The following is a 25,645-nucleotide window of genomic DNA, read 5'->3' on the forward strand; positions in this document are numbered from 1 at the left end:
CCGCCGCCTTTTCCTTTTGGAGGAGATGCCGATGAAAGACCTGACCCATACCCGCCCCGTGCCCCGCGCCATCAACTGGAACCGGCTGCAGGACGACAAGGACCTGGAAATCTGGAACCGTCTGACCGTCAATTTCTGGCTGCCGGAAAAGGTGCCGCTGTCGAACGATATCCCGTCCTGGTCGCAGCTGACCGAGGAGGAGCAGCGGCTGACCATCCGCGTGTTCACCGGGCTGACCCTGCTGGACACGATCCAGAACACGGTGGGCGCGCCGGCGCTGATGCCGGACGCGATCACGCCCCATGAGGAGGCGGTGCTGACCAATATCGCCTTCATGGAGGCGGTGCATGCGCGGTCCTATTCCTCGATCTTCTCGACGCTGTGTTCGACGGCCGAGGTCGACGAGGCGTTCCGCTGGTCGGAGGAGAACGCGCATCTGCAGCAGAAATCGCGGCTGATCCTCGACGAATACGACGCCGCCGCCAACCCGCTGCGCAAGAAGGTGGCCAGCGTGTTCCTGGAGTCGTTCCTGTTCTACTCGGGCTTCTACCTGCCGATGCACTGGTCGTCGCGCGCGCGGCTGACCAATACCGCCGATCTGATCCGGCTGATCATCCGCGACGAGGCGGTGCATGGCTATTACATCGGCTACAAGTTCCAGCGCGGGCTGGAGCGGCTGTCGGAGGCCGAACGCGGCGAGATCAAGGAGTTCGCCTTTGCGCTGATCTTCGATCTGTACGAGATCGAGAGCCGCTATACCGAGAGCCTTTATGACCCGCTGGGGCTGACCGAGGACGTCAAGAATTTCCTCCACTATAACGCCAACAAGGCGTTGCAGAACCTTGGTTTTGAAAGCCTTTTTCCGGATGAGCTGTGCCGGGTGAATCCGGCGATCATGGCGGCGCTGAGCCCCAATGCGGATGAGAACCACGATTTCTTTTCCGGCTCGGGCTCTTCTTATGTGATCGGCAAGGCGGTGGCGACCGAGGACGAGGACTGGAATTTCTGACGGCCCGGGGCGCGCGGGACCGGACGTGGCGGGCCGGCCTGTGGCGGAATGCGCCTTTTTCCGGCCCGCGCAATCGGGTAAGCGGGTCGTCATGGATTTGACCGTTTCCAATCTGACCATCGCCCGCGGGGGCGTGCCGGTGCTGGCCGGGCTCAGCTTTGTGCTCGAGCCGGGGCGCGCGCTGATCCTGCGCGGGCCGAACGGGATCGGCAAGACGACGTTGCTGCGCACCATCGCCGGGCTGCAACCGCCGGTTTCGGGGCGGATTTCCGGCGCCGAGGACCGCATCGCCTATGCCGCCCATGCCGACGGTATCAAGCCGACGCTGAGCGTGGCCGAGAACCTGCGGTTCTGGGCGCGGGTGTTCGGCGCCGGCGGCATCCAGCCGGCGCTGGAGGCCTTTGACCTGACCACGCTCGCGGGCCGGCCGGCGGGCAGCCTCTCGGCCGGGCAGAAGCGGCGGCTGGGGCTGGCGCGGCTGCTGGTCACCGGCCGGCCGGTCTGGGTGCTGGACGAGCCGACGGTGTCGCTGGACACCCGTGCCGTCGGCCTGTTCGCGGACGCGGTGCGCGCGCATCTGGCCTGGGGCGGCAGCGCGCTGATCGCCACCCATATCGATCTGGGGCTTGAGGCCGAGGTGCTGGACGTAACGCCGTTCAAGGCCGACCTCGCGCCCGCCGCCGGGGCGGACGAGTTCGATGAGGCCTTTCTGTGATCGCCCTGCTGCTGCGCGACCTGCGTCTGGCCGTCCGCGCCGGCGGCGGTTTTGGACTGGGGCTGGCGTTCTTTCTGATCGTCACCGTGCTGGTGCCCTTTGCGGTGGGGCCGCAATCGGCGCTGCTGGCCTCGATCGCGCCGGGGGTGCTGTGGCTGGGGGCGTTGCTGGCCTGCCTGCTGTCGCTGGACCGGCTGCTGGCGCTGGACTGGGAGGATGGCTCGCTCGACCTGCTGGCCACGGCGCCGCTGCCGCTGGAGGCGGCGGTCACCATCAAGGCGCTGGCGCACTGGATCACCACCGGGCTGCCGCTGGTGCTGGCGGCGCCGGTGCTGGGGGTGCTGCTGAACCTGCCTGGCCCTGGTTATCTTTGGCTGGTGGTCTCGCTGCTGGCCGGCACCCCGGCGCTGAGCGTGATCGGCACCTTTGGCGCCGCCCTGACCGTGGGGCTGAAGCGCGGCGGGCTGCTGTTGTCGCTGCTGGTACTGCCACTCTACGTGCCGACGCTGATCTTTGGCGCCGAGGTGGCGCGGCGCGGCGCGGTGGGGATGGAGACGGTGACGCCGCTGCTGATGCTGGCCGGGATCAGCGCCGGCGCGCTGGCGCTGTTGCCGTTTGCCAGCGCCGCGGTTTTGCGCGTCAATCTGCGTTGACCGCCAAGGAATTGAGTTCGCCCGGAGGAGGCCCTAGATAACGCCCATGTCGCAGATCGAAAAGAACAGCTCGCTCTGGTCCTATGCCAACCCCAGGAAGTTCCTGGCCACCACCGAACGGGTGATGCCGTTTCTGTGGGGCGCGGCGCTGATCTGTCTTGTGGTGGGTCTGGTCTGGGGCTTTTTCTTTACCCCCGACGATTACCGCCAGGGATCGACGGTCAAGATCATCTACCTGCATGTGCCCGCCGCGCTGATGGCGATCAACGCCTGGATGATGATGCTGGTCGCCTCGCTGATCTGGCTGGTGCGGCGCCACCACGTCAGCGCGCTGGCGGCGCGCGCCGCCGGGCCGGTGGGCGCGGTGATGACGGTGATCGCGCTGGTTACCGGCGCCATCTGGGGCCAGCCGATGTGGGGCACCTGGTGGGCCTGGGATCCGCGGCTGACCTCGTTCCTGATCCTGTTCCTGTTCTACCTGGGCTACATGGCGCTGTGGGAGGCGATCGAGGATCCCGACACCGCCGCCGACCTGACCGGCGTGCTGTGCCTGGTGGGCTCGGTCTTTGCGGTGCTCAGCCGCTATGCGGTGAACTTCTGGAACCAGGGGCTGCACCAGGGCGCCTCGCTGAGCATGGACGCCGAGGAGAACGTGGCCGACGTGTTCTATATCCCGCTGCTGGTCTGCATCGCGGGCTTTGTGCTGCTGTTCATCGCGCTGGTGTTCTACCGCACCGGGACGGAAATTCGCGCGCGCCGGATCCGGGCGCTGCTGGCAAGAGAGAGGGCGGGGGCATGATGCCGGACCTGGGGAAATACGCCGATACGGTGCTGACGGCCTATGCGGCCTCGATCCTTCTGCTGGCGGTGCTGGTGGCGGCGAGCCTGTGGCGCGGCCGCCGGATGCGCGCCGAGATGGACACGCTCGAGGCAAGGATGCGCCGGGATGGCTAAAAGGATTTCGCCCCTGATGATCATTCCGCCGGTGATCTTTGCCGGTTTCGTGGCACTGGCGGCTGTGGGCATGTTCCGCGAGGATCCCGAGGCGCTGCCCTCGGCGCTGGTCGGCCAGTCGGCGCCGCCGGTGCAGTTGACCGCGTTTCCCGGCCGCGAGGGGTTCGACGATGCCGCCCTGCGCGACGGCAAGGTCAAGCTGGTGAACTTTTGGGCCAGCTGGTGCGCGCCCTGCCGGGTCGAGCACCCCAATCTCGAGGCGCTGGCCGAGGAGGGGATCGCGATCTTCGGGGTGAACTACAAGGACAAGCCGGAGAACGGCAGGAAATTCCTCGATGACCTGGGCGATCCCTATGCCGCGATCGGAAGCGACGCGCAGGGGCGCATGGCGCTGAACTGGGGCGTCTACGGCGTGCCGGAAACCTATGTGATCGACGGCGAGGGCACCATCCTGATGCGGTTCGCCGGTCCGGTGACCCAGCGGGTGATCGAGACCCGGCTGCGCCCGGTGCTGGAAGAGGCCGCCGCGAAGGCCGATTAGGGCGCCTTTTCCCGTCCTCGCATCACAAAGTGCTCCCGCCGGACGCGCCCTGGCTTAATCGCCGCGGTCAATCGCGCTGCGCCAGCTCCTGGCGGCGGGCGCGCAGCCGATCCACGAATTCGCGCAGCAGCGGCACCCGGCGCGGCCGGAAGCTCTGGCCGGTGCGGCGGGCGTCAAGGATCGCGCCCACCTTGAACTGGCGGAAATCCTGCCGCAGACAGCACCAGGCCAGCAGCATCACCACAGTGTCCAGATAGGCCAGTGCCAGCGGCTGGATCTGCCGCGTGGTCACAGCCCCGGAATTGTCGCGATAGGTGATTTCCAGCGCCTCTTCGGCCCAGCTCGCTTCGCGCAGCAACGTCATGTCGACGGCGGGGGCGTGGGGCTGCGCGAACCGGTGCACCAGGTTGATCGCCCTTACCGATTGCCTTTGCTGGCGTTCGGGCAGGGTGGCGGTGATCTTGGTCAGCGCATCGGCCGCTGCGCCGCCCAGGGCCGCGTCGCCCCGCGCCTGTACCTCCGACAGCCCCAGCACCAGCGCCTCGATCTCCAGCTGGGTGAAGGTCTGCGGCGGCAGGGCCGGGTCTTCGGTCATGGTATAGCCCAGCCCGGCCTCGCCCTCGATACGGGCGCCCGCGGCGCGCAGCGCCTCGATATCGCGGTAGATCGTGCGCTCCGACACCTCCATCGCGGCGGCCAGGCGCGCGGCGGTGATCGGTGGCGTCAGGCCCCGGATCAGGTGCAGCAGGCGGAACAGGCGGTCGGTCTTGGCCATGGCGTCACCTTGCGCGGAACCTCATGACGGAATCTGTCAGGAGGAGGGTGGCATATCGCCGCCATCGAAACCAGTAGAGGACTTCATTCGGATGCCGACCCTTTATCATTCTCCCTTCAGCCGTTCGACGCGGATCATCACCCAGCTGATGTTGATGGACCGTCTCGATGCGGTCGACGTGCGCCCGGCCGTGGTCCGCCGCCAGGACGGCTCTGGCCACCATGATGCGGCCAACCCGCATCCCGAGGGCAAGGTGCCCTTCCTGATCGGTGACGATGGCATGGCGATCCGGGAATCGAACGCCATCATGCTCTATCTCGACGAACTCAACGGCTATCCGCTGGGCATCGCGCCGGGGCAGCCGGGGCGCGGCGCGTTCCTGTCGTGGATGTGTTACTATGGCGGGGTGGTGGAACCGGCGATGGTCTGTGCCTTTTCCGGCGAGGTGCATCCCGCCTTCGCAACGGCCTTCCGCTCGCTGACCGAGGTCGGCGCGCAGATCGAGGCGGGGCTGGGCGACGCCCCCTTCCTGATGGGAGAACGGTTCACCATCGCCGATCTGATCATGGCCTCCGCGTTTCAATGGGCGCCCCAGTTGACGCCGGATAACGCGGCGGTGCGCGACTGGGTCGCGCGGGTGACCGGGCGGATCGGAACGGTGCCAGTGATGGAATACGAGGAACAGGCGAAGGCGGCGCTGGAAGCGGCTGCGTAAGAACAGGGGCAGGCCCAATTCGAACCTGTTCGCCCGACCGCCAGGCCGGGCTGCGCCTGCCTTCCCGCCGGCAGGCGCGGCCCTTCTCGCGTTCCCATCAAAGAAAAAGCCCCGCCATTGGCGGGGCTTTCCTGTGTCCGGCGCTGGCCGGTCTTACGACTTGGCCAGGTTCCGCAGCACGTAGTGCAGCACGCCGCCGTGTTCGATGTATTCGATCTCGATGGCGGTATCGATCCGGCACTTGATCTGGATCGTCTTCTCGGTCCCGTCGCCGTAGGTGATGGTGCAGGGCACCTCCTGCAGCGGCTGGATGGTATCCAGGCCGCCGATCGCCACCGTTTCGTCGCCGGTCAGGTTCAGCGATTTGCGGGTGTCGCCGCCGGTGAACTCGAAGGGGATCACGCCCATGCCGACGAGGTTGGAGCGGTGGATGCGCTCGAAGCTCTCGGCGATCACCGCCTTGACGCCCAGCAGCGCGGTGCCCTTGGCCGCCCAGTCGCGCGAGGAGCCGGCGCCATACTGTTCGCCGCCGAACACCACCAGCGGGGTGCCGGCCGCCTGATAGGCCATCGCCGCGTCGAAGATCGAGGTCTGCGCGCCGTCGGGGCCCTTGGTATAGCCGCCCTCGACGCCGTCCAGCATCTCGTTCTTGATGCGGATGTTGGCGAAGGTGCCGCGCATCATGATTTCGTGGTTGCCGCGGCGCGAGCCGTAGGAGTTGAACTCGCGCGGTTGCACCTGACGCTCCAGCAGGTAGGCCCCGGCGGGCGAGGTGGTGGCAAAGGAGCCGGCGGGCGAGATATGGTCGGTGGTGACCATGTCGCCAAGGATCAGCAGCGGCTTGGCGCCCTCGATATTGCTGATGGTACCGGGCTCGGTGCCCATGCCCTGGAAGTAGGGCGGGTTCTGGATGTAGGTCGAGGTCGGCGGCCAGTCATAGGTCTCGGCCTCGGTGGTCTCGACCGCCTGCCATTTCTCGTCGCCCTTGAACACATCGGCGTATTTCGACCGGAACGCCTCGCGGGTGACGGTCTCGTGCACCAGGTCGGAGATTTCCTTGTTGGTCGGCCAGATGTCCTTGAGGAAGACGTCGTTGCCGTCCTTGTCCTGGCCCAGCGGCTCGGACGTCAGGTCGATGTTCATGTCGCCAGCGATGGCATAGGCGACCACCAGCGGCGGGCTGGCCAGATAGTTGGCGCGCACGTCGGGGCTGATCCGGCCCTCGAAGTTGCGGTTGCCCGACAGCACCGAGGTGGCGACCAGATCGCCCTTGGCGATGGCCTCGGACAGCTCTTTCTGGATCGGGCCGGAGTTGCCGATGCAGGTGGTGCAGCCGTAACCGACGAGGTTGAAGCCGATGGCGTCCAGATCCTCCTGCAGGTTGGCGGCCTCGAGATACTCGGAAACCACCTGCGAACCCGGCGCAAGCGAGGTCTTGACCCAGGGCTTGCGGGTCAGACCCAGCGCGCGGGCCTTGCGCGCCACCAGACCGGCGCCGATCATCACATAGGGGTTAGAGGTGTTGGTGCACGACGTGATCGAGGCGATCACCACCGAGCCGTCGCGCAGCTTGTAGGTTTCGCCCTCGACCTCGATGGAGTTGCGCACATCGTTCTGCGCGGTGTTCTGGTCGCCCTCGGAGGCCATGTCGCGGGCCGCATCGGTGCAATCGACGCCGCGATAGTCGCAGACCACCTTGTAAAAGGCATCGGCCGACTGGGTCAGCGGGGTATAGTCCTGCGGGCGTTTCGGGCCGGAGATCGCCGGCACGATGGTGCCCATGTCCAGCTCCAGCGTGTCGGTATAGACCGGGTCGTAGTCGGCGGTCCGCCAGAAGCCGTTTTCCTTGGCATAGGCCTCGACCAGCGCGATGCGGTCCTCGTCGCGGCCGGTCTGACGCATATAGCGCAGGGTCTCGCCGTCGATCGGGAAAAAGCCGCAGGTGGCGCCATATTCGGGGGCCATGTTGGCGATGGTCGCGCGGTCGGCCAGCGGCAGGTTGTCGAGGCCGGGGCCGTAGAATTCGACGAACTTGCCGACGACGCCCTTGGCGCGCAGCAGTTCGACCACCTTCAGCACCAGGTCGGTGCCGGTGGTGCCCTCGACCATGGCGCCGGTCAGCTTGAAGCCGACGACCTCGGGGATCAGCATCGAAATCGGCTGACCCAGCATCGCCGCCTCGGCCTCGATGCCGCCGACGCCCCAGCCCAGAACGGCCATGCCGTTGACCATGGTGGTGTGGCTGTCGGTGCCCACCAGCGTATCGGGATAGGCCACCTCATTGCCGTCCTGATCGACGTCGGTCCAGACCGTCTGGGCCAGGTATTCCAGGTTCACCTGGTGGCAGATGCCGGTGCCCGGCGGCACCACGCGGAAGTTGTTGAAGGCGCCCTGGCCCCATTTCAGGAACTGGTAGCGTTCCATGTTCCGCTCATACTCGCGGTCCACGTTCATCTGGAAGGCGCGCGGGTTGCCGAACTCGTCGATCATCACCGAGTGGTCGATGACCAGATCGACCGGGTTCAGCGGGTTGATCTTCTGCGCGTCGCCGCCCAGGGCCTTGATGCCGTCGCGCATCGCGGCCAGGTCGACCACGGCGGGAACGCCGGTGAAATCCTGCATCAGAACGCGGGCCGGGCGATAGGCGATCTCGCGCGGGTTCTTGCCGCCCTTGGCGCCCCATTCGGCAAAGGCCTTGATGTCGTCCACCGAGACGGTCTTGCCGTCTTCGAAGCGGAGCATGTTCTCCAGCACGACCTTCAGCGCGGCGGGCAGTTTCGAGAAATCGCCCAGGCCGGCCTCGGTGGCGGCGGGGATGGAATAATAGGAAACGGACTGGCCATTCACGCTGAGCGTCTTGCGTGTCTTGGCTGTGTCCTGTCCGACGGTGATGGGCATATCAGGCCTCCTCAGAGAGTCGTGGATCACAGGAATTCGCTGCGCGCGTTCTGCATCAGCGAGGCGCTGCGTTCAATAGCGATCATGCGCGGTGCGGCGATTTTGTATACCGTTGCACACAGATTGTCTTTGCGGCGGCGCCGCTGCTGCCGGCTTTCAAGAATCATTGATTGGCGCTTGAGCGGATCAGCGGCTACACCCGTTGCGGAAACCAGGGGAAATGCACGGACGATGAAACGAGTCACAGCGATCAGTACCGCGATTCTCGCCGCGTTCTGGACGGCATTTGCGGCCCCGGCCGCGGCGCAGGAGCGCGGTCCGGTGGTGGTCGAGCTGTTTACCTCGCAGGGCTGTTCGTCCTGCCCGCCGGCGGATGCGCTGTTGCGCGAACTGGCCGAGCGCGAGGACGTGCTGCCGCTGGCGCTGCATGTGGAGTACTGGGATTACATCGGATGGAAGGATTCCTTTGCCGATCCGGCCAACACCACCCGGCAAAAGGGCTATGCCCGGGCCGCCGGGCGCGACATGATCTATACCCCGCAGATGGTGGTGATGGGGCAGGAGGACGTGGTCGGCGCCCGCTCGATGAAACTGGCCGAGCTGATCATGCACCATATGCAGGCGCCCGCCCTTGTGCTGCTGAGCGCCGGCCGCGACGGGGCCGAGGTGCGCATCAGCCTGCGCCCCGCGTCGGCGCCGGTGGAGGGGCCGCTCGACGTGCATCTGGTGCGCTATGCGCCGCTGCGCCATGTGGAGGTCACGCGGGGTGAGAATGCCGGGCAGAGCCTGGATTACGCCAATGTCGTCGACGCCTGGCAGACCCTGGGGCAATGGGACGGGCAGGGGCCGCTGACCCTGACCTTCGAGGCGCCGGCCGAGGCGGGCGCCCGCGACGCCATTCTGGTGCAGCGGGCCGGGTTCGGCCCGATCCTGGCCGCCGCGCGGCTGCGCTGAGCGCGGGCGGGGGCGACCAGTCCGGGGCCGGGCCGGGCAAGGTCAGGCCGAGGTCAGGGCGCGGTCTGGTCGGTGGCGCCGATATAGGGTTTCCAGCGGCGATGGATCCAGAACCACTGGTCCATGTGCTCGCGGATCAGCGCCTCAAGCCCGGCATTGACCTGGCGCGTCATGCTCACCGGGTCGCTGTGCGCGATCTCGTCCTGCATCACGATCTCGAAATCCAGCCCGCCGGGCTGACGCACCGCATAGACCGGGATGAACGCCGCGTTGTATTTCAGCGCCAGTTCCGCAGGCACGATCGAGGTGACCGCCGGTTTCCCGAAGAACTCCAGCTCCAGCCCGCCGTGGGCGTGCAGGTCGCCGACGATGGCGATGATGCCGCCTTGCTTCAGGTGGCGCACCATCTGGGTCATGCCGCGGCGGCCCTGTTCGAACATCGGCGTGCCGATGGCCGAGATGGTGCGCACGTAATGGGCGTTGAAATAGGGGTTGGCCATCCGCCGATAGAGCGCGCCCATCTGATGCCCGCGGGCGATCAGGTTGGCGCGGGCGGCGTCGTAATTGCCGAAATGCCCGGTGATCAGGACCACCGCGCGCCCCTCGGCGCGGGCGGCCTCCAGCGCGGCGAGGCCGGGCCCGGTGACCGGCGCGCGGCGCGCCCGCTCGATGAATTCGGGGCCGGAGTACAGCTCCATCAGGGTGCGTCCGGCATTGTCGGGCACGGCGCGGCAGAGCCGCCGGACCTCGGCCTCGGGCAGCTCGGGGCAGACCAGGTTCAGATTGTCGCGCACGCGCCGGCTGAGACCCGCCGGCCGGCCAAGACGGCTGACCAGCCAGCCCATTGCCGGGATGCGCCAGCGATAGGGGATCGCCCGGAACAGGCCAATCAGCCCACGCAGCGCCAGGTTCGAGGCGAAATAGCCGGCGCGGTCGGCAAGGGAGAGGGAGGAGGGATCGGCGGGCATGGTGGCGGGTCCGGGCGGGGGCGTCAGCTTCGGAAGGTTTCGCGGTGCCAGACATAGAGCCCGGCCAGCGCGATCACAAGCGCACCGCAGACGGTCCACAGATCCGGCATTTCGGCAAAGAACAACATGCCCCAGGTGGCGGCAAAGATCAGTCCGGTATAGGAATAGGGCGCCAGCATCGCCGCCTCGCCGGTCGAGAAGGCCCGGATCAGGAACATCTGGCCGATGGTGCCGAACCCCGTCACCGACACAATCAGCAGCAGCGCCGGGCCGTCGGGCATCTGCCATCGGAAGGGCACGATCGCGCTGAGCAGCACGGTGCCGACCAGCCCGGTATAGAACAGCGAGGTCCAGGGATCCTCGTCCGGGCCGACGCGGCGGGTCAGCAGCGCATAGCCCGAATAGCAGACCGCGGCCCCCAGCGGCAGCAGCGCGGCGGGAGAGAAGACATCGGTGCCCGGGCGGATCACGATCAGCGCGCCGCACAGGGCCGCGGCGATGCCGGCGATGCGGCGCGGGCCCAGCGCCTCGCCCAGGAACAGCGCGGCGCCCAGCGTGATCAGCACCGGGTTGACCGACATCAGCGCGGCCGCGTCGCTCAGCGGGATCATGCTGATGCCGGTGAAGAAAAAGGCGGTGGCGCACATCAGCAGGACCGAGCGCAGCAATTGAAGTTTGGGGTAGCGGGTGCGCGCGACGCTGCGCAGGCGCGGCGCCACCAGGATCAGCACCAGAAGCATCTGCCCGGCATAGCGCGCCCAGAGCGCCGGCAGAACGCCGACCCGCGGCGCCAGTGCCTTGACGCTCGCGTCCATCAGCGTGAAGCACAGGATTGCCAGGATCATCATCCCGATGGCGCGGTTGCGGATGGCCAGCGCCTCGACCGCGGTCATGACGGGCGTCCCTGTCCGGGGGCGGGCGCGCGGCAGGTGGGTGCGGGGGCGGCTTTGATCATATCTCCGGTGATAGGCCGGAACGGCGGCACTGTCCATTGCCGCCGGCGCGGCGGCGGACAGCGCCGGAAAAGGACGTCGCGTCGCCGCGCAGGTGCGCGGGGGCGGGCGTGGTATCGCCTCAGTAGTTGTAGGTCAGCCCGGTGCGGATCGCCTGACGCAGCGATGCCTCGGCCCAGCTTCCGGCGCCGCCGCGCGCCTTGATCTCGCGCCACTGGGCGATGGCGGCGTCGGTGTCGCCGTCGGCGACCAGGCCCTGGCCCAAGTAGGAGCGCGCCAGCAGATTATCGGGATTTGCCGCGATCGCCTGTCGATAGAAACTGCGCGCCAGCACCCGGTGCCCCATCTTGCGGTGGGTGAACCCCCAATAGGTCAGCACCCGGTCCTCGGTCTGATCGGGCATTGCGCGCAAAACGCCCTGGGCATCGGTATAGCGGCCCGCATAGGCCAGCTCGCGCACCGCGCGATAGAGCGTATCGGCGTCCAGCGCGCTGTCCTTGGGATCGACGCAGGTTTTCGTCTCGGGATCCCAGACCTGAACGCCCTCGCATTGTTCGGTGGTCTCGGTCGGCTTGGGCGGGGTGGTGTCACTGCCGCCCATGCCGGCGGCACCGGCGAGCCCCGGCAGGGCCAGGATCAGGGCGAGGTTCAGGGCGGCCGTCAGAACGAGAGGGCGGGCGGGCATGTGACGCATGGACGAAAGACTCCGAAAATGGACATGTACGAAACGTTTGGAAAAATGCGCAACTTACCGCCGGGCCACCGGGGCCGGCCGCCCGTGCGAAGGATCCCGGCGTGTGCGGGATCAGCTGTTGATCTGCTCGACGCAGGTCTCCTGCGCAGCATCCCAGACCGTGCCCGGCGCGCAGGACTGCGCCTGATGCTCACGCTCGGAGCACATGGCATAGGACAAGGCGGGCAGCGCGATCAGGGATGCGGCGATGAGAAGGGTCTTGATCGTCATGTCATACCTCCCGATAGGACCGATATATCCCCCAAGGTAACCCGGCACGGCCCGCGGTCAAAGAAAAACCGCGCCGCCGGCCGGGCCGGGGCGCGGTTTGCCTCCCGCCTGTGCGGCAGGTTTACTCGCCGAACACCCGCCGGAAGATCGTGTCGACATGTTTGGTGTGATACTCCATGTCGAATTTCTCGTTGATGGCATCGACGCCGAGGGCGGCCACCACATCCTTGTCGGCCAGCAGCTGCTCGCGGAAGTCGACGCGGTCCTCCCAGACCTTGAGGGCGTTGCGCTGCACCATCGAATAGGCGTCCTCGCGCGACACGCCGGCCTGGGTCAGCGCCAGCAGCACCCGTTGGCTCATCACCAGCCCCGGGTACCTGTTCATGTTGTCGAGCATGTTCTCGGGGAAGATCAGCATTTTCTCGACCACGCCGGCCAGACGGTTGAGCGCGAAGTCGAGCGTGATCGTCGCGTCCGGCCCGATGCCGCGTTCGACCGAGGAATGCGAGATGTCGCGCTCGTGCCAGAGCGCCACGTTCTCCATCGCCGGAATCACGGCCATGCGTACCAGCCGGGCCAGACCGGTGAGGTTCTCGGTCAGCACCGGGTTCTTCTTGTGCGGCATCGCCGAGGAGCCCTTTTGCCCCATCGAGAAGAATTCCGCCCCTTCCAGCACTTCGGTGCGCTGCATGTGGCGGATCTCGATGGCGACGTTCTCGATCGAGGAGGCGATGACGCCGAGGGTGGCGAAGAACATGGCGTGGCGGTCGCGCGGGATCACCTGGGTGCTGATCGGCTCGGGCCGCAGGCCAAGTTTCTCGCAGACGTGCTCTTCGACCGCCGGGTCGATATTTGCAAAGGTGCCGACCGCGCCGGAGATGGCCCCTGTCGCCACTTCCCACCGGGCCTTTTCCAGCCGGTTCTTGTTGCGGTCCATCTCGGCATAGAACCGGGCGAAGGTGAGGCCCATGGTGGTGGGCTCGGCATGAATGCCGTGCGAGCGGCCGACGCGCACGGTGTTCTTGTGCTCATAGGCGCGGGTCTTCAGCGCGGCGAGCACCTTGTCCAGATCGGCCAGCAGGATGTCGGCGGCGCGCACCAGCTGCACGTTCAGCGTGGTGTCGAGCACGTCGGAGCTGGTCATGCCCTGGTGGACAAAGCGGGCCTCTTCAGACCCCACATGTTCGGCCAGATGGGTGAGAAAGGCGATCACGTCATGCTTGGTCACCGCCTCGATCTCGTCGATGCGGGCGACGTCGAACTCCACGTCCTTGGCCTTCCACACGGCCTCGGCGTTTTCCTTCGGGATCACCCCCAGCGCGGCCTGCGCGTCGCAGGCGTGGGCCTCGATCTCGTACCAGATCTTGAACTTGGTCTCGGGCGACCAGATGGCGACCATTTCGGGGCGGGAATAGCGGGGGATCATTGGCAGCGTCACCTTTGTATGATTAGGCGGGGATCAGGGTGCCTCATAGACCGCGGCGCCCGCGACGACAAGGCAGGAGCCCGCCAAGCGGACGGACAGCCGGGGCATCGGCGGGCCTGCGCCCGGACGGGGGAGAGGACACATGACGCGCGCGACGCGCCAATTGCGCGATTTCCTGGGCCTCTGGTCGCTGGACCGGCGCATCGAAGAGGCCGGCGGGCGAACGGGGCGGTTCCTCGGTCAGGCCCGCTGGACGCCGGCGGGAGAGGGCGCGCTCTATGTCGAGAGCGGGCAGCTGACGTTGGGCGGGCATCCGCCGATGCAGGCAGAGCGGCGCTATCGCTGGGGCGCGGATCTGACGGTCTGGTTCGAGGACGGGCGGTTCTTTCACGCCGTCCCGCCGGGGGGCGGGGACAGCGCGCACTGGTGCGCCCCCGACCAATATGAGGCGCGGTACGAATTTGACGACTGGCCGGAGTTCCGCGTCACCTGGACGGTGCGCGGCCCGCGCAAGGGTTATCGCCTGACCGGCCACTACCGCCCGCTGCCGGACGCCGGCTGAACGCTGCGCCGACAGGCGGGCCATGCCGCCGGACCGGGCGCAGGATGGTCAGGCGTTGACCGCGCGCTCCATGAAATCCTTGTTCCGGCAATAGTCCGGCGCCGCGTCGAGGTGATCGCAGCGGCCTTGCAGCTCGGCGCAACCGCTCTGGTTGGCGCAGCCCGAACAACGCAGGGCCATTGACCGGACCTGAAGCGCCCCCTGCCTGGGGTCTTGCGAGATTGCCGCGTCAAGGTCCACGCCCAGACGCTCGGCCATGCCGAGCATCAGGTCGGTGCTGTTGGAAAGTCGACGAATAAAGCCCATGCCCATCTCCTGCCGCTATATGAGGGAATGCGTTCAGGTTCCCACCCTTCGGCCCGGGCTGCCTTGATTTGCGTCAAGTTCCGAAGGGAGTGGCCGACGGGTGAGGTTTCACCCCTCGGGTCCGACCAGCACGCTGTCCACCCGCGCGCCGTGGCTGAGGGTGCGGTGGACCGGGCATTTGTCCGCGATCTCCAGCAGCCGGGCACGCTGGTCGTCGTCCAGATCGCCGCCGAGCCGGATTCGGCGGGTAAAGCGGTCGATCCTGCCGGGCGCGCCGTCGCCGGCATCCTCGGCGTGCAGCTTGTCGTGGCTGATATCGACGCTGACGTCGGTGAGCGGCCAGCCCTTGCGGCGGGCGTACATGCGGATCGTCATCGAGGTGCAGGCGCCCAGACCCGCCGCCACCAGCCCATAGGGCGAGAGCCCCCGGTCGGTGCCGCCGACGCTGGCCGGCTCGTCGGCGGCCAGGTGGATATGGCCCGACTGCACGTCCTGCAGGAACCCCTCGGGATCGACCTCGGTCACCCGCACCACCCCCTCGGGGGCGCCCGGGGTCGGCGCGGCGGCGGGCAGATCGACATAGCGCCGGGCCCAGGCGGCGATCACGTCGGCGGCGTATTCGGCATCCTCGGCGCGGCTGATCAGGTGGTCGGCGGTGTCCAGGGTGACAAAGCTTTTGGGGTGTTTCTTGGCCAGAAATATCTTTGCGGCGTTGTCGATGCCGACGACCGTGTCGCGGGGGGCGTGCATGACCAGCAGCGCCGCCTTCATGTCGTGCAGGGCGCTGTCCAGCTGTTCGCCCTGCACATCCTCGACGAAGGCGCGGGAGATGCAGAAGGCGCGGCCGCCCAGATCGACCTGGGCGACACCGTTTTCGGCGATCTCGGGCAGGGCATCGGCGAAATGATGGGTCACATGTTCGGGGTCATGCGGCGCGCCGAGCGTGACCACGGCGCGGACGCTGTCGATCCGGCCGGCGGCGCGGATCGCCGCCGCGCCGCCCAGCGAATGGCCGATCAGCAGCGCCGGCGCCATGCCGCGCCCGCCCAGATACTCGGCCGCCTTCAGCAGGTCGGCGACATTGGAGCTGAAGCCGGTATTGGCAAACTCGCCCGCCGAATGGCCAAGCCCGGTGAAATCGAAGCGCAGCACCGCGATGCCCATCGCCGCCAGCCGCGCCGCGATCCGGCGGGCGGCGGGGATGTCCTTGGAACAGGTGAAGCAATGGGCAAAGAGCGCGGTGGCCAGATGCGGTCCCTCGGGCAGGTCGAGCCGCGCCGCAAGCTCGGTTCCGTCGTGACCGGGGAAGGTGATGCGTTCGCTGGGCATGGGCTGTCCTTTCGTGCCGTCCGGGTCTAAGGCTGGGCTTCGGTGGCGGTTTTATCAAGCCCCGGTCACGGGATAGCGATTGAGGATGGCGGGCAGGTGACGGCAGCGGTGCGCGGGATCGGTTGGGCCGCTGCGGCGGTGACGCTGGCGGCGCTGGCCGCCGGCTATGGCGGGGCGCTGCATCCGGCGGGCGACAGCCTGGCGGTGTTCCGGGTGCCTTTGGCCGTTGCGGCAGGGCTGCTGCTGGCGATGCTGTGGCGGCCGCGCCGGGCGGTGGCGCCGGGGCTGGCGCTGGTGGCGCTGGCGCTGCTGCCGCGGCTCTGGGCGATGTGGCCGGGACCGGGACCGGGACCGGAGGGCGTGGAGGCGCAGGCCGGTCTGGTGATCTATCAGAAGAACCTGCTGTTCAATCTGCCCGATCCGCGGCGTCTGGTGGCCGATATTGCCGCGCGGTCGCCCGATGTCGTGACCCTGCAGGAGGTCAGCCCGCGCAACCGCGCGGTGCTGGCGGCGCTGCGGGACAGATACCCCTATCAGCATGATTGCGCCTATCGCGCGGTGGGCGGCACGGCGGTGCTGTCACGCTGGCCCGCGGTGCCGGGCAGCGCGCGCTGCGCCCATGGGCTGACGGCGCTGCAGGTGGAGACGCCAGCGGGCCGGGTCTGGGCGGTGTCGCTGCATCTGCGCTGGCCCTGGCCGCATCCGCAGGCGGCGCAGCTGGACCGGCTGGGGCCGGTGCTGCGCGCGATGCGGGGGCCGATGGTGATCGGCGGCGATTTCAACAGCGTCGCCTGGTCCGATGCGCTGGCCCGGGTGGCGCGCGCCAGCGGCACGAGGCGGGCGGGGCACGAGGCGGCGAGCTTTGCCTTGCCCTATGGAGGGTTCGGGGTGGCGATCGACCACGTTCTGGCCAGCGGTGCGCGGCCCGGGACGATCGAGGTGCTGGACCGGATGGGATCGGATCACCGGGGCATTCTGGCGCGGGTCACCGTCGCGCCCTGAGCGCCTAATCCCCCATCAGCGCCGGATCGAAGGGGTAGGTTGTCAGGTTTTCGTAGCCGTCGCCGGTGATCAGCACCTGATCCTCGAGCTTGATCGAGAAATCGCCGCCGACTTCGCCGACCGCCGCCTCGACGCAGAGGACCATGCCCGGCTCGAGCGCGTAGTCGAAGGCGCCGGGCACCGCCGTGTCGGGATAGGCCACCAGGGGCCATTCATCGCACAGGCCCACCCCATGCATGAGACAGCCGTATTTCTGCGCCTGGAACCTGTCGTCCAGCCGGTGGCACCCGGCGGTCAGCTCGGGGATGGTCACGCCGGGTTTCAGCCTTTCCATGTTGGTCATGATGTGCTCATGCGCGTGGCGCATGGCATAGATCATGTCCGGGCGCGGTTTGCGGTCGCCGATCCACCAGCTGCGGGAGATGTCGACGCAGATGCCATAGCTGCCGATCAGGTCGGTGTCGAAGGAGACGATCTCGTTCATCTGCACGATGCGGGGGCCGCATTCCTGGAACCACGGGTTGGTGCGCGGCCCGGAGGACAGCAGGCGGGTTTCGATCCATTCGCCGCCGCGGCGGATGTTCCCGGCGTGGAGTTCTGCCCAGATGTCGTCCTCTGACGCCCGGCCGAGCGGGACGTTCACCCGCGCGAAGGTTTCCATCTCGCGCATCGCCGCCTCGCAGGCGTGGCTGGCGCAGCGCATCGCCCGGATTTCGTCCGCTCCCTTGATCGCGCGGGCCTTTTCGGTGACCTCCTCGCCCTCCATGATCCGCAGGCCCTGCGCCTCCAGCGCGCGCAGCCCGTGCAGCATCACCTTGTCGACGGCCAGCCGATGATCGCCGGGCGCGTGTTCGGCCAGCAGCCGGCGCACCTCATTGGCGAAACTGTCCGCGGCCACATCGACCTTGTCGCCGCGATCGAAATAGAACAGGTCGGCGCCCGAGCGCACCTCGGCCACCAGCGGGTTGAAGGCGGACAGGAATGGCGCGTTCTTGTAGTCCCAGATCACCATGTAGCCGTCGGCGCAGAGCAGCACGGCGCGGAACGGGTTGTGGGTGTTCCACAGCTGCATGTTGGTGCTGTCGGTGGCATATCGGATGTTGAGCGGGTCGAACATCAGCAGCCCGCCATAGCCGCGCGCGACCACATGGTCGGTCAGCCGCCGCCAGCGATAGGTCCGCATTGCCGCCAGATCGGGCAGATCAAGCCCCGCCGCAGCCCATTCGGCAAAGGCCAGCCGGGTCGGGCCGATCTCGATCCGGTCGGGATCGTTTGGGGTGCCGTCGCCCAGCGTGGCGCCCCTGCTCGGGTCGATCTTGCGGCTGTCGCGGTAGTGCCGGTTCATTGGCGGCCCTCCAGTCGTCTCGCATCCAGTCTGAAAGCCGGGAATTTGGGCGTCCGTCCCGCCTGCGACGCATGGTCAGGTCGTTTTTGGGCCGACAAGGCGGGGGCAGGGTGCTAATCGGAGGCATGACCGAGATACTGCAGACACGTATCCCCTATGACATTTCCGACCACCACCGGCTGCCGGGCATCCAGCCGCTGGCGCCGGAGGACTGGTTGATCCGCGATGAGGCCTTTGCCGGGCAGATGGCCTATCGCGATCGGCTGCTCTCCGACCGCCGCGAGGCGGTTCTGGCCATGGACGAGGGCGCGCGGGCCGCGGCCGAAGAACTGCTCGATCTGGTGCTGGAGCGGGCCTATCCCGGGGCGGGCGATGCGGTCACGCGTCCGGATGGGGTGTCGGTCGACATCGACCGGAACGATCCGATGGGCACGCTGGGGCGGCTGGTACAAGAGGATCTGTGCATCCTGCAAAAGCCCGAGGGGGCGGAGGAGCACGTGCTGACTGCCGCCGTGCTGTGTTTCCCGGCAAGCTGGACGCTGGAGGAGAAATTCATGCACCCGCTGATCCGCATCCATGTGCCGGTCCCGGAATACGATGGCAATATCGCCGCGCGGGTGCAGCGGCTGTTCGACGGGGTGCAGCCGGGCCGGCCTTTGTGGCGGTTCAACGCGCTATGGTACGACGATCCCGATCTGCACCAGCCGCGCCGCGAGGCCGAAAAGCGTCCCCACCGGCGGGCGGCGGCGGACCAGTATCTGCGCAGCGAGCGGCAATCCGTGCTGCGGCTGCCGCGGACCCGGGCGGTGGTCTTCTCGATCCACACCTTTGTGTTGGCGCGGGCCGATGCCCAGGTTGGGACCGATGATCTGGAAAGCGCCGGCGGCTGAGATCCGGCTGAGACAGGGGCGAGATCCGGCCGCGCTCCGCGGTCAGACCGGCAGATAGGACAGCGCGTTGCTCAACAGGCCCGAGCCGCTGAATGAGGCGACAAAGGCGGTCAGCGCCAGCACATGGGTATTGAGGCGGAAATCCTCGCCCTTGACCAGGTTGACCGCGGCCATCGAGAGGGCCACCGGACCGGAGAGAAACACCAGCATTCCGGTCATCCCCCAGGCGGTGAGCCGGCGGATATCGTTTTCGGCCTGTTCCTCGGGGGTGGCCGGATCAATCATGTCTTCGGAGTCGTCGCGGAAGGCCAGCGCCAGCGATTCCTCGACGCTGAGCAGCGACAACTCCTGTTCGGCTTCGAACACGACGTCGGCCTCGATGATTTCGGCCTGTTCGGACAGGTCCGCCTCCATCTCCTCGACCGGGGCAAAGCGGTTGGATTTCGGCCCCTGGATCTGCGCGTGGCTGTGCACGCGGCGTGGCGTGACGCTGGCGAAGGCGCCCAGGAACTGCGACACGCACAGGATGGTTTCGGGATCCATCCACTCGATCTGCTGGACCGGGTAGGCATCGACCATGCGGTAGAGCATCACCACCATCATCAGCTCGGTGATATCGCGGTCCTCGACACCCGGCGCCACCGGCATCAGGGCAATCTCGACCCGGTGCATCGGCCGGGAGGGCTGTTTGCTCATATGCTCGTGGGCGACGATGCGGCCGCTGTAGGAGGCGGTCTCAAGCGAGAGCTTGATGATATACTGGCTGGTGACGACGCGCGCCTCTTCGGCGGACAGCACGGTCTGACGATCCACCTGGTGACCGTAGTCCTGCAGCGTCCCGGCGACGATCCGGCTGAACCGTTCGATCGCGCCCTCAGTCGCGCCCAGATAGACCAGGCCACCGTGATACCAACCTTCGCGCGTCACTGCGGACCCTCCGATACCGTCAAAACGTTTCGTTAAAATTATTGGCAGATCGAGGAGAAATTGTGTCGAAAACCGATTAACTCTGAGGCACCGACGCGGCGGATCCGGGGCGGGACCGTAGGAAAACAAAGGGTTTACGCGCCCGGACCGGGAAATGCGGCACAAATGCGGCGATTCTCCGTCAGGTAGATTTCGCCTCAGGAACTCAACTGTCGATGCGGGAGGCCATGATCGCAATCGCCTGTTGGTAGACGCCGGCGGCGTTCCACTGTCTGATCACCGCGAAATTCGGCTGCCCCGGCTGATAGCCGCGCCCGGGTTTCCACCCTTTCTGGCGCAGGAAATTGGCGGTCGAAGCCAGCGCGTCGGACATGTCATAGAAATCCACCCGCCCGTCGCCGTTCGCATCCACGCCGTAGGCCAGCGCATTGCCGGGCAGAAACTGGGTATGGCCCAGCTCGCCATGCCTGGCGCCCAGCGTGGCTCCGGTGATGGAGCCCCGGTCGACCAGTTCCAGCGCCGCGAGGGCGTGCGGCACGAAGAACTCGGAGCGGCGGCAATCATAGGCCAGGGTTGTGATTGCCGAGACCACCGGGCTGTCGCCCATGAACCCGCCAAAGGCGGTCTCCATTCCGTGCAGCGCGATCAGGACGCCGGCGGGCACGCCATAGAGGCGCTCCAGCGCGGCGTAGAAGTCGGGGTGGCGCGCCTTGCGCTTGCGGCCCTGCGCCACGATGGTGTCGGCGCCGCGCACCTGCATGAACTTGTCCAGGCTGTAGCGAAAGCTTTTCTGGTTGCGGTCGGCGGCGATGGTGCGGCTGGCGTATTGCGCCTGTGCCAGCGCCTGAAGCCCGCGCGGGCCGACGCCGGCGCGACGGGCCTCGGCGGCGAAGTCCTGTTTCCACGCCTCGAACCCGGCGCCGGTGTTGCCGCAGGGCGCGGCGGCGAGCGGCAGGGGGGCGAGGGCGGCGAGCAGCAGGGCGAGGAGAACGGATTTCATGGCGTGGAAACCGGCTGTGGGACAATTCCCGCAGCTTGCCCGGCCCGGGCCGGCGAGGCAATCGGGAAACGCAGCGCCCCGGGCGTGCCTCAGGCGGCATGCGGCTTGGCCCGCACTCCAACCGTTCCCCTCACGGGGGGGGGAGGCCGGCGCCGGTGATCGACGGCGTGCAGCCGCGCCGGAAACGAAAAAGGGCGCCCGCAGGGGGCGCCCTTCTGCCGTGACCGGAAACCGATCAGCAGCTGTAGTACATGCCGTATTCGACCGGGTGCGGGGTGTGCTCATAGGTTTCCACCTCTTCCATCTTGAGCGCGATATAGCCCTCGATCTGGTCCTTGGTGAAAACATCGCCCTGCAGCAGGAAGTCGTGGTCGGCGGCCAGGCATTCCAGCGCCTCGCGCAGCGAACCGCAGACGGTGGGGATGTCGGCCAGTTCCTCGGCGGGCAGGTCGTAGAGGTTCTTGTCCATCGCCTCGCCCGGGTCGATCTTGTTCTTGATCCCGTCCAGGCCGGCCATCAGCAGCGCGGCAAAGCACAGGTAGGGGTTGGCCGAAGGATCGGGGAAGCGGGCCTCGACGCGCTTGGCTTTCGGGCTTTCGGTCCACGGAATACGGACGCAGCCGGAGCGGTTGCGGGCCGAATAGGCGCGCAGAACCGGGGCCTCGAAGCCCGGGATCAGCCGCTTGTAGCTGTTGGTGGACGGGTTGGTGAAGGCGTTCAGCGTCTTGGCGTGCTTGAGGATGCCGCCGATGAACCAAAGCGCCTCGTCCGACAGATCGGCGTATTTGTCACCTGCAAAAAGCGGCTTGCCATCCTTCCAGATCGACATGTTCACGTGCATGCCGGTGCCGTTGTCGCCGGCGATCGGCTTGGGCATGAAGGTGGCGGATTTGCCATAGGCGTGGGCCACGTTGTGGATCACGTATTTGTATTTCTGCAGCTCGTCGGCCTGCTTTGTCAGCGTCCCGAAGATCAGGCCCAGCTCGTGCTGGCACGAGGCCACCTCGTGGTGGTGCTTGTCGACCTTCATGCCCAGACGTTTCATGGTGGACAGCATTTCCGAGCGCAGATCCTGCGCCTCGTCCACCGGGTTGACCGGGAAATAGCCGCCCTTGACGCCCGGACGATGGCCCATGTTGCCCATCTCGTACTCGGTGTCGGTGTTCCACGACGCGTCGGTCGCATCCACCTGGTAGGACACCTTGTTGATCGAGTTCTCGTAGCGCACGTCGTCGAACAGGAAGAATTCGGCCTCGGGGCCCATGTAGGCGGCGTCGCCGATGCCGGAGGACTTCAGATAGGCCTCGGCCTTTTCGGCGGTGCCGCGCGGGTCGCGCTCATAGGCCTCGCCGGTGTCGGGTTCGACCACCGAGCAGTGGATGCAGATGGTCTTCTCGGCATAAAACGGATCGACATAGGCGCTGTCGGTGTCGGGCATCAGCTTCATGTCGGAGGCTTCGATCGATTTCCAGCCGGCGATCGAGGAGCCGTCGAACATGAAACCTTCCTCAAGGAAGTCTTCATCGACCTGGTCCGCCATCACGGTGACGTGCTGCAACTTGCCGCGCGGGTCGGTGAAGCGGATATCGACATATTCCGCCCCTTCTTCCGAGATCAGCTGGAGAACTGCATCCTTGCTCATTCTGCAATGTCCTTTTCTGTAGGGTCGTTCTGTTTGCGTGTGGGGTTAAAGCGCGTCCGAGCCGGTTTCGCCGGTACGGATGCGGATCGCCTGTTCGACGGTGGTGACAAAGATCTTGCCATCGCCGATCTTGTCGGTCTTGGCGGCCGCGATGATGGCATCGACGGCGCTGTCGACCTGATCGTCGTCCAGCACAACCTCGACCTTCACCTTGGGCAGGAAGTCGACCACATACTCGGCGCCGCGATAAAGCTCGGTATGGCCTTTCTGGCGGCCAAAGCCCTTGACCTCGATGACGCTCAGGCCCTGGACGCCGACATCCTGGAGGGCCTCTTTGACTTCATCGAGCTTGAACGGTTTGATTATGGCTTCGATCTTTTTCATCGGGGGACTCCTCGCAACCTTGTCTCGACGGGTCAGATCACTTCTAAATGGTGCTCACAATCGGATACCGGCCACCGGCAAGGGGGGCTGAACCGGAAATGAGGGCCGTGGTTAAATTTTGAGCGATTCGCACAAAAAATATACAAAAATGAATCGCCGGACGCAGGGCGCGACCGACCAGGGGCCCGCCCTGACCGAGGTGCTGACCGCCGCCGGGATGCGCGCCATCGAACGGGCGGCGATCGACAGCGGCGCGGTCACCGGACTGGAGTTGATGGAGCGGGCCGGGCAGGGCGTCGTGGCGGCGCTGTTCGCGCAATGGCCGCATCTGGCGCAGGGTGGGTTTCGCGCGGTGGTCCTGTGCGGGCCGGGCAACAACGGCGGCGACGGTTTCGTGGTGGCGCGGCTGCTGCGGGGCTGGGGCTGGGAGGTCGAGTTGTTCCTTCTCGGTGATCCCGCGGCGCTGTCGCCGGATACCCGCGCGAATTATCAGCGGTGGCGCGCCTTGGGGGCGGTGCGCCCGCTGGCGGAGTTCAGGCCGGAGACTGCGGCGGCGCAGCCGGCCGGGGGGGCGGGCGCGGCGGCGGGCCGGACCTGGATCATCGACGCGCTGTTCGGCACCGGCCTGTCCCGGCCGCTGGAGGGGGCCTTGGCAGAGCGGCTGAGCCCGCTGGCGGCGGCGGAACTGGGCGCGCGTCCGGGCGTGATCGCCGTCGATGTTCCAAGCGGCCTTTGCGCCGACAGCGGGCAGGTGTTGGGGCTGGCGGTGCCGGCGGATCTGACCGTCAGCTTTCATCGGGCGAAACGCGGCCACTACCTTGCCGCCGGGCCGCGCATCTGTGGCGCGCTGGTCGTTGCAGGCATCGGCCTTGAGGGGGGCGCCCGACGGCGGTCGGGCGGGGCGCGGGTGCCCGGAGACGAGGGTGCAGGGGGGAGCGGGGAAGCGGCCCGCGGCCCGATCCCGGAGCCGCCGGGGGTGAGGCTGGCCGCGCCGGATCTTGCCCGCCTGTCGAAAGCAGCCGGTCATCACAAGTACGCCCATGGTCACGCCCTGATCCTGTCGGGCGGTGCCGGGCGCACCGGGGCGGCGCGGCTGGCGGCGCGCGGCGCGTTGCGGATCGGGGCGGGACTGGTGACGCTGGGGGTGCCGCCCGGCGCGCAGCAGGAGGTCGCCTGTCAGATCACCGCCCCGATGCTGCGGCGGGTGGCCGACAGCGCCGGGCTGTCGCGGGTGCTGGAGGACGCGCGGCTCAACGCGCTCTGCCTGGGGCCGGGGCTGGGCCTCGACCGGGCGCGGGATCTGGTGCCGGCGGCGCTGGAAACAGGGCGCGCGGCGGTGCTGGACGCGGATGCGCTGACGGGGTTTGCTGAGGAGCCGGAGCGGCTGTTCGGCCTGCTGCATGACACCTGTGTGCTGACGCCCCATGACGGCGAGTTCGCGCGGCTGTTTCCCGATCTGGCGAAGCGGTTGAATGCGCCGGCGACCCGCGGCCCGGCCTGGTCCCGGGTGGAGGCTGCCCGGGCGGCGGCGGCGCGTGCCGGCTGCGTGATCCTGCTCAAGGGGCCCGCCACGGTGATCGCGGCGCCGGACGGGCGCTGCGTGATCAGCGCGGCCGCCTATGAGCGCGCGGCGCCCTGGCTGGCGACGGCGGGCTCGGGCGATGTGCTGGCCGGCTTTGTCGCGGGTCTGCTGGCGCGCGGCTTTGCCCCCTTCGGGGCTGCGGAAACAGCGGGCTGGCTGCATGTGGAGGCGGCCCGCAGCTTCGGCCCCGGGCTGATCGCCGAGGATCTGCCCGAGGCGCTGCCGGCGGTGTTTCGCGCGCTGGGCGTCTAGGGCCGCGCGACCGCCGCAGCGGTGGTTTTTTCCTCGCATCGCGGGTTAAGCTTTGCTAAGAGGCGCAGCACGTGCGGCCAGGGCCGCTCCGGGTGCGGGTGTGGCGGAATTGGTAGACGCACCAGATTTAGGTTCGTCGGCTATTTCTCGGAATAACGTCTCCACCTACGGGAAATCCCCGCATGTGCCTACCGGTAACTGCCCGGAAACAAAAAATAAACCCAGATTTCAGGCTGACTAGATGGCTCCACATACGGGACTACTCCGGTAGTGCAGGTCACCACTTTGAGTGACGCGGATCACCGCCTGCGTCACCTCTCCACGAGCGGGAATAAGTCACCGCACGTCTCCATCCGCATTCGGGCTGACCATCTGGCTGTCCTTGAGGCCCTCCAAGCGCGGCACCTGAAGGGCACCGGGAAGGAAATCTCTCGGGCTGATGTGATGGCAGCCCTGATGTTTTCCGGCCTTGAGGCCGTCCTTGACCACGACGATTTCAACTTGAAAGGAAGGGAGTGGTGAAGTCCTCTGACGCTGATCCAACTGGATTGGGAAGTCTTTTCTAGCGCCCTTTGCAAAGTCATGGTCGCCGCGCCTAACTGAACGGCGCGACCGGCCCATACCGGCCACTCACCGGTCGTGCCGACGCCGCAGCGCAGCTTCACGAGACCGGCCATTCGTGAATCTTGCAGCATCCGAGCAGGAGCGAAGGTCAGGAAGGCGGACAAGTGCGCTTTCGCTGCGGTTGCGCCAATGGCCGCTATCGCAGATCAGTGTTCTCTGTCACAAAGCCCATGATCTGCCAAAGACGCTAGGTGTTCAGTCCCGGCATTTGGTGGATCGGATTTAGGATGAATCGATCTGGGTCTGATGTCCAGATTTTACAGATGTATTCGTAG

General features: G+C 67.0%; 28 protein-coding genes. 12 read left to right on the forward strand and 16 right to left on the reverse strand.

Annotation, left to right across the window (positions count from 1 at the left end; translation table 11 throughout):
* Window positions 1-31: 31 nt before the first annotated feature.
* The 6 genes from nrdF (at window position 32) to E1832_RS03835 (ending at window position 3,872) form a co-directional block, all read left to right on the forward strand.
* Window positions 32-1,009, forward strand: a complete 978-nt coding sequence (nrdF, locus tag E1832_RS03810) for a class 1b ribonucleoside-diphosphate reductase subunit beta (protein WP_133358405.1) — start codon at window positions 32-34, stop codon at window positions 1,007-1,009.
* A 91-nt stretch (window positions 1,010-1,100) separates the two neighbouring features.
* Window positions 1,101-1,724, forward strand: a complete 624-nt coding sequence (ccmA, locus tag E1832_RS03815; RefSeq protein ID WP_133358406.1) for a heme ABC exporter ATP-binding protein CcmA — start codon at window positions 1,101-1,103, stop codon at window positions 1,722-1,724.
* The gene (gene ccmB, locus E1832_RS03820; protein ID WP_133358407.1) at window positions 1,721-2,377 is read left to right on the forward strand and encodes a heme exporter protein CcmB; all 657 of its coding nucleotides are present in this window, start codon (window positions 1,721-1,723) and stop codon (window positions 2,375-2,377) included. Before ccmA ends, ccmB begins: the two co-directional genes overlap by 4 nt.
* A gap of 46 nt (window positions 2,378-2,423) precedes the next feature.
* On the forward strand, window positions 2,424-3,176 hold the full coding sequence (locus E1832_RS03825; RefSeq protein ID WP_133358408.1) for a heme ABC transporter permease: 753 nt from the start codon (window positions 2,424-2,426) through the stop codon (window positions 3,174-3,176).
* Complete coding sequence (gene ccmD, locus E1832_RS03830) at window positions 3,173-3,331, forward strand: heme exporter protein CcmD (protein WP_206020997.1); 159 nt, start codon at window positions 3,173-3,175, stop codon at window positions 3,329-3,331. Before E1832_RS03825 ends, ccmD begins: the two co-directional genes overlap by 4 nt.
* On the forward strand, window positions 3,324-3,872 hold the full coding sequence (locus E1832_RS03835) for a DsbE family thiol:disulfide interchange protein (protein ID WP_133358409.1): 549 nt from the start codon (window positions 3,324-3,326) through the stop codon (window positions 3,870-3,872). The genes ccmD and E1832_RS03835 overlap by 8 nt, the downstream gene beginning before the upstream one ends.
* A 67-nt stretch (window positions 3,873-3,939) precedes the next feature.
* On the opposite strand, the gene E1832_RS03840 is transcribed toward E1832_RS03835, so the two are convergent.
* Window positions 3,940-4,647 (reverse strand): helix-turn-helix transcriptional regulator, encoded by a 708-nt coding sequence (locus E1832_RS03840; protein WP_133358410.1) that lies wholly within the window; start codon window positions 4,645-4,647, stop codon window positions 3,940-3,942.
* A gap of 91 nt (window positions 4,648-4,738) precedes the next feature.
* Here E1832_RS03840 and E1832_RS03845 point away from each other — a divergent pair, with 91 nt between their 5' ends.
* Window positions 4,739-5,362 (forward strand): glutathione S-transferase family protein, encoded by a 624-nt coding sequence (locus E1832_RS03845; protein ID WP_133358411.1) that lies wholly within the window; start codon window positions 4,739-4,741, stop codon window positions 5,360-5,362.
* Between the two features lie 153 nt (window positions 5,363-5,515).
* On the opposite strand, the gene acnA is transcribed toward E1832_RS03845, so the two are convergent.
* Together acnA and E1832_RS03855 are read right to left on the reverse strand one after the other, a co-directional pair.
* Complete coding sequence (gene acnA / locus E1832_RS03850; protein ID WP_133358412.1) at window positions 5,516-8,260, reverse strand: aconitate hydratase AcnA; 2,745 nt, start codon at window positions 8,258-8,260, stop codon at window positions 5,516-5,518.
* 26 nt (window positions 8,261-8,286) lie between these two features.
* Entirely contained in the window at window positions 8,287-8,505 is a 219-nt protein-coding gene (locus E1832_RS03855; protein WP_133358413.1) for a hypothetical protein, read from the reverse strand.
* Between E1832_RS03855 and E1832_RS03860 the strand changes: the two genes are divergently transcribed.
* On the forward strand, window positions 8,492-9,214 hold the full coding sequence (locus E1832_RS03860; RefSeq protein WP_133358414.1) for a DUF1223 domain-containing protein: 723 nt from the start codon (window positions 8,492-8,494) through the stop codon (window positions 9,212-9,214). The genes E1832_RS03855 and E1832_RS03860 overlap by 14 nt on opposite strands.
* Window positions 9,215-9,267: 53 nt before the next feature.
* Here the strand turns inward: E1832_RS03860 and E1832_RS03865 are convergent, their stop codons facing one another.
* From E1832_RS03865 to purB, 5 genes are all read right to left on the reverse strand, one after another.
* Window positions 9,268-10,182 carry a lysophospholipid acyltransferase family protein gene (locus tag E1832_RS03865; RefSeq protein ID WP_133358415.1) on the reverse strand — a complete coding sequence of 305 codons (915 nt, stop codon included), beginning with the start codon at window positions 10,180-10,182 and terminating at the stop codon, window positions 9,268-9,270.
* 23 nt (window positions 10,183-10,205) lie between these two features.
* Entirely contained in the window at window positions 10,206-11,075 is an 870-nt protein-coding gene (locus E1832_RS03870; protein WP_206020998.1) for a DMT family transporter, read from the reverse strand.
* 181 nt (window positions 11,076-11,256) lie between these two features.
* On the reverse strand, window positions 11,257-11,820 hold the full coding sequence (locus E1832_RS03875) for a tetratricopeptide repeat protein (RefSeq protein WP_133358416.1): 564 nt from the start codon (window positions 11,818-11,820) through the stop codon (window positions 11,257-11,259).
* Window positions 11,821-11,940: 120 nt separating this feature from the next.
* A complete protein-coding gene (locus E1832_RS03880; RefSeq protein ID WP_133358417.1) occupies window positions 11,941-12,099 on the reverse strand; it encodes a carbohydrate-binding module family 14 protein in 159 nt (52 codons plus the stop codon).
* 121 nt (window positions 12,100-12,220) lie between these two features.
* Complete coding sequence (gene purB, locus E1832_RS03885; protein ID WP_133358418.1) at window positions 12,221-13,525, reverse strand: adenylosuccinate lyase; 1,305 nt, start codon at window positions 13,523-13,525, stop codon at window positions 12,221-12,223.
* A gap of 142 nt (window positions 13,526-13,667) precedes the next feature.
* On the opposite strand from purB, the gene E1832_RS03890 reads away from it, so the two are divergent.
* Complete coding sequence (locus tag E1832_RS03890) at window positions 13,668-14,087, forward strand: DUF6314 family protein (protein ID WP_133358419.1); 420 nt, start codon at window positions 13,668-13,670, stop codon at window positions 14,085-14,087.
* Between the two features lie 48 nt (window positions 14,088-14,135).
* Here E1832_RS03890 and E1832_RS03895 read toward each other — a convergent pair whose 3' ends face one another.
* Both E1832_RS03895 and E1832_RS03900 read right to left on the reverse strand, forming a co-directional pair.
* Window positions 14,136-14,393, reverse strand: a complete 258-nt coding sequence (locus E1832_RS03895) for a DUF6455 family protein (protein ID WP_133358420.1) — start codon at window positions 14,391-14,393, stop codon at window positions 14,136-14,138.
* A 108-nt stretch (window positions 14,394-14,501) separates the two neighbouring features.
* Window positions 14,502-15,722 (reverse strand): bifunctional alpha/beta hydrolase/OsmC family protein, encoded by a 1,221-nt coding sequence (locus E1832_RS03900; protein WP_133358421.1) that lies wholly within the window; start codon window positions 15,720-15,722, stop codon window positions 14,502-14,504.
* Between the two features lie 96 nt (window positions 15,723-15,818).
* On the opposite strand from E1832_RS03900, the gene E1832_RS03905 reads away from it, so the two are divergent.
* Window positions 15,819-16,724 (forward strand): endonuclease/exonuclease/phosphatase family protein, encoded by a 906-nt coding sequence (locus E1832_RS03905; protein WP_133358422.1) that lies wholly within the window; start codon window positions 15,819-15,821, stop codon window positions 16,722-16,724.
* A gap of 4 nt (window positions 16,725-16,728) precedes the next feature.
* Here E1832_RS03905 and dddP read toward each other — a convergent pair whose 3' ends face one another.
* A complete protein-coding gene (gene dddP / locus E1832_RS03910; RefSeq protein ID WP_133358423.1) occupies window positions 16,729-18,069 on the reverse strand; it encodes a dimethylsulfonioproprionate lyase DddP in 1,341 nt (446 codons plus the stop codon).
* Window positions 18,070-18,194: 125 nt separating this feature from the next.
* On the opposite strand from dddP, the gene E1832_RS03915 reads away from it, so the two are divergent.
* Window positions 18,195-18,959, forward strand: a complete 765-nt coding sequence (locus tag E1832_RS03915) for a heme-dependent oxidative N-demethylase family protein (protein WP_133358424.1) — start codon at window positions 18,195-18,197, stop codon at window positions 18,957-18,959.
* Between the two features lie 42 nt (window positions 18,960-19,001).
* Here the strand turns inward: E1832_RS03915 and E1832_RS03920 are convergent, their stop codons facing one another.
* From E1832_RS03920 to E1832_RS03935, 4 genes are all read right to left on the reverse strand, one after another.
* Window positions 19,002-19,886: a hypothetical protein gene (locus E1832_RS03920; protein WP_133358425.1), complete on the reverse strand. Its 885-nt coding sequence runs from the start codon at window positions 19,884-19,886 to the stop codon at window positions 19,002-19,004.
* A gap of 205 nt (window positions 19,887-20,091) precedes the next feature.
* On the reverse strand, window positions 20,092-20,886 hold the full coding sequence (locus tag E1832_RS03925; protein ID WP_133358426.1) for a lytic murein transglycosylase: 795 nt from the start codon (window positions 20,884-20,886) through the stop codon (window positions 20,092-20,094).
* Between the two features lie 235 nt (window positions 20,887-21,121).
* On the reverse strand, window positions 21,122-22,528 hold the full coding sequence (glnA, locus tag E1832_RS03930; RefSeq protein ID WP_133358427.1) for a type I glutamate--ammonia ligase: 1,407 nt from the start codon (window positions 22,526-22,528) through the stop codon (window positions 21,122-21,124).
* Window positions 22,529-22,573: 45 nt separating this feature from the next.
* Window positions 22,574-22,912: a P-II family nitrogen regulator gene (locus E1832_RS03935; RefSeq protein WP_133358428.1), complete on the reverse strand. Its 339-nt coding sequence runs from the start codon at window positions 22,910-22,912 to the stop codon at window positions 22,574-22,576.
* 148 nt (window positions 22,913-23,060) lie between these two features.
* Here E1832_RS03935 and E1832_RS03940 point away from each other — a divergent pair, with 148 nt between their 5' ends.
* Window positions 23,061-24,746: an NAD(P)H-hydrate dehydratase gene (locus E1832_RS03940; RefSeq protein WP_245513803.1), complete on the forward strand. Its 1,686-nt coding sequence runs from the start codon at window positions 23,061-23,063 to the stop codon at window positions 24,744-24,746.
* Between the two features lie 336 nt (window positions 24,747-25,082).
* On the opposite strand, the gene E1832_RS03945 is transcribed toward E1832_RS03940, so the two are convergent.
* Entirely contained in the window at window positions 25,083-25,289 is a 207-nt protein-coding gene (locus E1832_RS03945) for a hypothetical protein (protein WP_133358429.1), read from the reverse strand.
* Between the last annotated feature and the right edge of the window lie 356 nt (window positions 25,290-25,645).

The sequence above is a fragment of the Antarcticimicrobium luteum genome (assembly GCF_004358185.1).
Classification (GTDB): domain Bacteria; phylum Pseudomonadota; class Alphaproteobacteria; order Rhodobacterales; family Rhodobacteraceae; genus Antarcticimicrobium; species Antarcticimicrobium luteum.

Bases quoted from the DNA above. Each gene is read 5' to 3' on its own strand.
- nrdF (WP_133358405.1), top strand. From the start codon at position 32: ATGAAAGACCTGACCCATACCCGCCCCGTGCCCCGCGCCATCAACTGG.
- ccmA (WP_133358406.1), top strand. From the start codon at position 1,101: ATGGATTTGACCGTTTCCAATCTGACCATCGCCCGCGGGGGCGTGCCG.
- E1832_RS03825 (WP_133358408.1), top strand. From the start codon at position 2,424: ATGTCGCAGATCGAAAAGAACAGCTCGCTCTGGTCCTATGCCAACCCC.
- ccmD (WP_206020997.1), top strand. From the start codon at position 3,173: ATGATGCCGGACCTGGGGAAATACGCCGATACGGTGCTGACGGCCTAT.
- E1832_RS03835 (WP_133358409.1), top strand. From the start codon at position 3,324: ATGGCTAAAAGGATTTCGCCCCTGATGATCATTCCGCCGGTGATCTTT.
- E1832_RS03840 (WP_133358410.1), bottom strand. From the start codon at position 4,647: ATGGCCAAGACCGACCGCCTGTTCCGCCTGCTGCACCTGATCCGGGGC.
- E1832_RS03845 (WP_133358411.1), top strand. From the start codon at position 4,739: ATGCCGACCCTTTATCATTCTCCCTTCAGCCGTTCGACGCGGATCATC.
- acnA (WP_133358412.1), bottom strand. From the start codon at position 8,260: ATGCCCATCACCGTCGGACAGGACACAGCCAAGACACGCAAGACGCTC.
- E1832_RS03860 (WP_133358414.1), top strand. From the start codon at position 8,492: ATGAAACGAGTCACAGCGATCAGTACCGCGATTCTCGCCGCGTTCTGG.
- E1832_RS03865 (WP_133358415.1), bottom strand. From the start codon at position 10,182: ATGCCCGCCGATCCCTCCTCCCTCTCCCTTGCCGACCGCGCCGGCTAT.
- E1832_RS03870 (WP_206020998.1), bottom strand. From the start codon at position 11,075: ATGACCGCGGTCGAGGCGCTGGCCATCCGCAACCGCGCCATCGGGATG.
- E1832_RS03875 (WP_133358416.1), bottom strand. From the start codon at position 11,820: ATGCCCGCCCGCCCTCTCGTTCTGACGGCCGCCCTGAACCTCGCCCTG.
- E1832_RS03880 (WP_133358417.1), bottom strand. From the start codon at position 12,099: ATGACGATCAAGACCCTTCTCATCGCCGCATCCCTGATCGCGCTGCCC.
- purB (WP_133358418.1), bottom strand. From the start codon at position 13,525: ATGATCCCCCGCTATTCCCGCCCCGAAATGGTCGCCATCTGGTCGCCC.
- E1832_RS03890 (WP_133358419.1), top strand. From the start codon at position 13,668: ATGACGCGCGCGACGCGCCAATTGCGCGATTTCCTGGGCCTCTGGTCG.
- E1832_RS03895 (WP_133358420.1), bottom strand. From the start codon at position 14,393: ATGGGCTTTATTCGTCGACTTTCCAACAGCACCGACCTGATGCTCGGC.
- E1832_RS03900 (WP_133358421.1), bottom strand. From the start codon at position 15,722: ATGCCCAGCGAACGCATCACCTTCCCCGGTCACGACGGAACCGAGCTT.
- dddP (WP_133358423.1), bottom strand. From the start codon at position 18,069: ATGAACCGGCACTACCGCGACAGCCGCAAGATCGACCCGAGCAGGGGC.
- E1832_RS03915 (WP_133358424.1), top strand. From the start codon at position 18,195: ATGACCGAGATACTGCAGACACGTATCCCCTATGACATTTCCGACCAC.
- E1832_RS03925 (WP_133358426.1), bottom strand. From the start codon at position 20,886: ATGAAATCCGTTCTCCTCGCCCTGCTGCTCGCCGCCCTCGCCCCCCTG.
- glnA (WP_133358427.1), bottom strand. From the start codon at position 22,528: ATGAGCAAGGATGCAGTTCTCCAGCTGATCTCGGAAGAAGGGGCGGAA.
- E1832_RS03935 (WP_133358428.1), bottom strand. From the start codon at position 22,912: ATGAAAAAGATCGAAGCCATAATCAAACCGTTCAAGCTCGATGAAGTC.
- E1832_RS03940 (WP_245513803.1), top strand. From the start codon at position 23,061: ATGAATCGCCGGACGCAGGGCGCGACCGACCAGGGGCCCGCCCTGACC.